Consider the following 4,287-nt stretch of genomic DNA (forward strand, 5'->3'; position numbering starts at 1 on the left):
CCGCTTTTATCAACAAGGTATGCGGGCCGCAACCCTTATACAGTCTATCTCGTAGACCTTTTTGTCACCCCCCCAGCGTACAAAGAGCTTTTTCGTATTTTAAATATAGTTCAGTTAACTCAGTCACCACAGCAGAATCATTGATAACAGTCATTCGATTTTAGATTTTAGATTTTAGATTTTAGATTGACACCACGGATAAATCCGGGGGCTTGAGGATGCAAGGATTTTGGATTTTGGATTGATTCCACGGATAAATCACGTGGCGGGTACCATCAAGAAATTATTGGTCATAAATTGTAGATTTTAAAACTCTTAACTTTCACAAGTTGTGTTTGCAATAAGGACTTTATTCCTTATTGCAAACACAACTAATTACTGGAAATTAATGCTCAATTTTGAGGGAAATAATCTTGTCACCTTGGCGGATAGCATTGACGACAGACATATCCTCAGTTTTGCCAAAAGTTGTGTGAACTCCATCTAGATGAGACTGGGGAGAATGGCAAATAAAGAATTGGCTGCCACCCGTATCGCGGCCGGCGTGAGCCATCGATAAAGTTCCTGCCAAATGTTTGTTGGAGTTGATTTCGCACTTGATTTTGTAGCCGGGGCCGCCCGTTCCATTGCCTTTTGGACAGCCACCTTGAATCATAAAGTTAGGAATTACTCGGTGAAAGGATAATCCATCGTAAAAACCTTTTTCCGCCAAGTCAACAAAATTTTTCACTGTGTTAGGCGCATCCGCATCGAACAATTCCAAATTGATTGTGCCTTTGTCGGTTTCCATAATAGCGCGGGTCATGATTTCTCCTGGCTTCCTAAAATGATTGTGTTGCCTGCGTTTTAATTGCGGACTTCGCTTTTATAACGACAGGTTTCAAACTGTCGTTATATTGTGGCTTTCAGAAGTGTAGCATATTCCCGCAACTCTCATAGGACTTATGTGTGCTTTCTGAGGAAACCCGGTTTATTGCGAGATTTCTGGTTGGCAAAGCCAATATTTTCGGAGACACCGAGTTTGTTACCCTCTGTCATATTTTAATTGTTGGTCACTTGCGGGCGATCGGGTTCTTCCTGAATATCGCTCATATTAAAAATGAAAGGAACCCGACTCGAACCTGCGCCCATAACCAGCACTTTTGGCATCTGAGCCCCGCCGCTTCTCCAAGCTTCGATTGCCTCTTTTTGCAGAACTAAATTGCCGCCTTGAGCCTTCAAAGTTTCAGCCAACAGCCTTTGAGCTTCTGCCCTACCTTGAGCGCGGTTAATGTCAGCTTGAGCCTGTTGTTCAGCTTCCTGAGCCACATAAACAGCCCTTTGCGCTCGCTGTTCAGCAACCTGTTTCTCCTCAACCGCTTTCGCAAAATCTGCGGAGAATCGGATGTTAACAACGCTCGTATCGAGTACGATTACATCATACTTTGATAGCCTTTCCTTCAGCGCAGTATCAAAGTCTCTCTTCAGTTCACTTCTTTGAGTAATAGATTGTTCGGCGGTTCTCAGTGCAGCCGCTGTTTTAAATGCTTCTTGCGTCTGAGGAGCAATAATTTTTGAGACTATATTCTCCAAAGTTCCTTGAGTCCTTCGGACATCAACTATTCTCTCAGGATCGAGGCGAAAGTTGATCGCAAAACTAGCATTTAAATCCTGAAGATCTTTAGTAGCACTCTGGGCGGGAACTTCAAATTTTTGCACTGTTACATCGTACACATCTACCTTGGATATTAGCGGGGGTCTGAGGTGAAACCCCTCTAACAATGCTCCATCTCTGGCTTTTCCTAAAACGCTGACTACCCCTGCTTCGCCTGGATTGATGACGACAAAAGAGTTTAACGCGATGAGTAGCGCGCCTACTAATATAATCCCAGCGATTGCTGATGATATGCTCTGGAAATTTTGAGTTTTCAACTTACACGCTCCTTTGTGCTTATTCCATTATAATGGTTAAATAGATTCCGTCGCCTCTCAAGTCTAAAATCTAAAATTACCATCTAAAATGGATGGGGTTGCCTCGAAAATCTCAAATATAAAATGGATGGGCTGATGCTCAAAATTGTTAAATATCCTAGAACTTATCACATCGAAGGTTCGCGTTTCCAACCAGGCGATGAAGACCTCGACAGCGTGCCATTTAGCGCCCTGATCGATCGCCCTCTAATTATAGAAGAAAAGGTAGACGGCGCTAATACAGGCATCAGCTTCGCACCAGACGGGCAAATGCTGCTGCAAAGTCGCGGTCACTATCTCACCGGCGGGCCGAGGGAAAAACATTTTAACTTATTCAAACAGTGGGCTTTCAGTCTCAGCGGGGCGCTGGGAGAAGTCCTGGGAAATCGCTATATTCTTTACGGTGAATGGCTTTATGCCAAACACACTGTCTTTTATGATTTTTTGCCGCACTATTTCATGGAATACGACGTGCTCGACTTAGAAACTAATCAATTTTTGAGTACAGAATCCCGCCGCAATTTGTTAAGCGGACTGCCGTTAGTGTCCGTACCCGTGCTGTTTTCGGGAGTGCTGAAATCTCCCAAGCAAATGATGCAGTTTATGGAAAAATCTAATTTTCTTCAACCCGGACATTTGGAACGCTTGCGTTTGTACTGTCGGGAATTGGGATTAGATGAAGAACGGTGTTTGAAAGAAACTGACAAGAGCGATCGCATGGAGGGGCTGTACCTTAAAATCGAAGAAGATGGCATAGTAAAGGCGCGTTACAAATACGTGCGTGCCAGCTTTTTGACGGCTATTAAAAATGCTGAAGGACATTGGTTAAACCGCCCAATTGTACCCAATATTCTGCGTCCCGGCGCAGATTTATTTAATTTTAGTTAACCAGCAGGTGAATTTATGAATACACTGTTATCGCCCTCGCCAACTTTGACTTTTCCCTTTTGTCCAGAACCGCCCGATTGGTTCCTGGATTGGGACGGTATTCAAAATCATTTCGATTGGATTCAAAACTTAAAAGGATGTCAGCAAGACCCAATTTATCACGCCGAAGGAGACGTTTTAATTCATACAAAAATGGTCTGCGAAGCATTAATCTCATCCCCAAATTGGCGGCAACTTCCCGAAAAAGAACGATCGATGCTTTTTGCCGCCGCTTTGCTGCACGATGTCGCCAAACCAGCCTTTACAAAAATAGAAGCCGACGGCAGAATTAGCTCAAAAGGTCACGCCCGCCAAGGTGCGAGAATGGTCAGACAAATTTTATCTCAATTCGAGCCGCCAGTGCAGTTTGAGATTCGCGAAACAGTTGTGGCGATCGTCCAATTCGGCAGTTTACCCATCTGGCTGATCGACAAACCCAACCCGCAGCAGTCTGTAATTAAAGTTAGTCAAGTTGTCCGCTGCGATTTCCTCGCACTTTTAGCCGAAGCAGACGTGCGCGGCCGCCACTGCGCCGACAAACAAGAATTGCTCGATAAAATACAACTATTTCGGGAGTTTTGTCAAGAAAATAATTGCTTGGATTCTCCCCGACAATTCCCCTCAGCACACAGCCGATTTATCTACTTCCGCAAAGAGAACGGAAACCCGGATTACGAAGCATTTGACGACACTAAATGCGAAGTAATTTTGATGTCTGGCTTGCCAGGAAGCGGTAAAGATTATTGGATTCGGAAAAATCTCCCAGATTTGCCAGTAATCTCGCTGGATGCACTGCGAAAAGAGATGAATGTCCCTCCAGACGAAACCCCTGGAAATGTGGTGACAGCCGCCAAACAAAGAGCGCGCGAATACATGAATGACGGGCGTTCTTTTGTGTGGAACGCCACGAATACCACTAAACAAATGCGGCAGCAATTAATTAATTTTTTTGCTGCTTATCAAGCGCGAATTCGCATTGTTTATCTAGAAGTACCTCTCGAAGAAATATTGCGGCGGAATCGATCGCGCACAGCAACAGTACCGGAAGCAGTCATTCGCAAATTAGCTGCGCGACTGGATATTCCCGATCGCACAGAAGCCCATCAGGTAGAGTGGATTCTGAGCGATCGCGCTTAATACTGCCAATCCACCCGCGATCGCCCGTATTACTTCAACGCGCTACCAACTCCTTTTTCCCTAAAATAGAGTCGTCATAATGCGCCAACAAATCAGCAGGGTGATCGTAAATTGCCGCAGCATTTGCCAGCGAAGCATCATCGAAACCTCCGCACCGAAAAGCAATTACTGGCACCCCGCACTTGCCCGCAGCTTCGATAAGTAGTCAGACAGAATTAATTACAGAAATACATAGTATAATGATATTTCCGGCAAAATTATGAGTTAATTACA

5 protein-coding genes are annotated in these 4,287 nt (G+C 44.6%); 2 read left to right on the forward strand and 3 right to left on the reverse strand.

The window, feature by feature from the left end:
* Positions 1-385: 385 nt before the first annotated feature.
* Positions 386-805: a peptidylprolyl isomerase gene (locus tag QUA33_RS27710; protein ID WP_190732048.1), complete on the reverse strand. Its 420-nt coding sequence runs from the start codon at positions 803-805 to the stop codon at positions 386-388.
* A 236-nt stretch (positions 806-1,041) separates the two neighbouring features.
* Positions 1,042-1,911: a prohibitin family protein gene (locus QUA33_RS27715; protein WP_333152923.1), complete on the reverse strand. Its 870-nt coding sequence runs from the start codon at positions 1,909-1,911 to the stop codon at positions 1,042-1,044.
* A gap of 135 nt (positions 1,912-2,046) precedes the next feature.
* On the opposite strand from QUA33_RS27715, the gene QUA33_RS27720 reads away from it, so the two are divergent.
* Together QUA33_RS27720 and QUA33_RS27725 are read left to right on the forward strand one after the other, a co-directional pair.
* The gene (locus QUA33_RS27720) at positions 2,047-2,838 is read left to right on the forward strand and encodes an RNA ligase family protein (protein ID WP_333152925.1); all 792 of its coding nucleotides are present in this window, start codon (positions 2,047-2,049) and stop codon (positions 2,836-2,838) included.
* Positions 2,839-2,853: 15 nt separating this feature from the next.
* Complete coding sequence (locus tag QUA33_RS27725; RefSeq protein WP_333152927.1) at positions 2,854-4,014, forward strand: AAA family ATPase; 1,161 nt, start codon at positions 2,854-2,856, stop codon at positions 4,012-4,014.
* A 34-nt stretch (positions 4,015-4,048) separates the two neighbouring features.
* Here the strand turns inward: QUA33_RS27725 and QUA33_RS27730 are convergent, their stop codons facing one another.
* Positions 4,049-4,189, reverse strand: coding sequence for a hypothetical protein (locus QUA33_RS27730; RefSeq protein ID WP_333152929.1), 141 nt, complete (start codon positions 4,187-4,189; stop codon positions 4,049-4,051).
* Positions 4,190-4,287: the final 98 nt, after the last annotated feature.

It is taken from the genome of Microcoleus sp. Pol14D4, from assembly GCF_036701245.1.
Lineage (GTDB): Bacteria > Cyanobacteriota > Cyanobacteriia > Cyanobacteriales > Microcoleaceae > Microcoleus.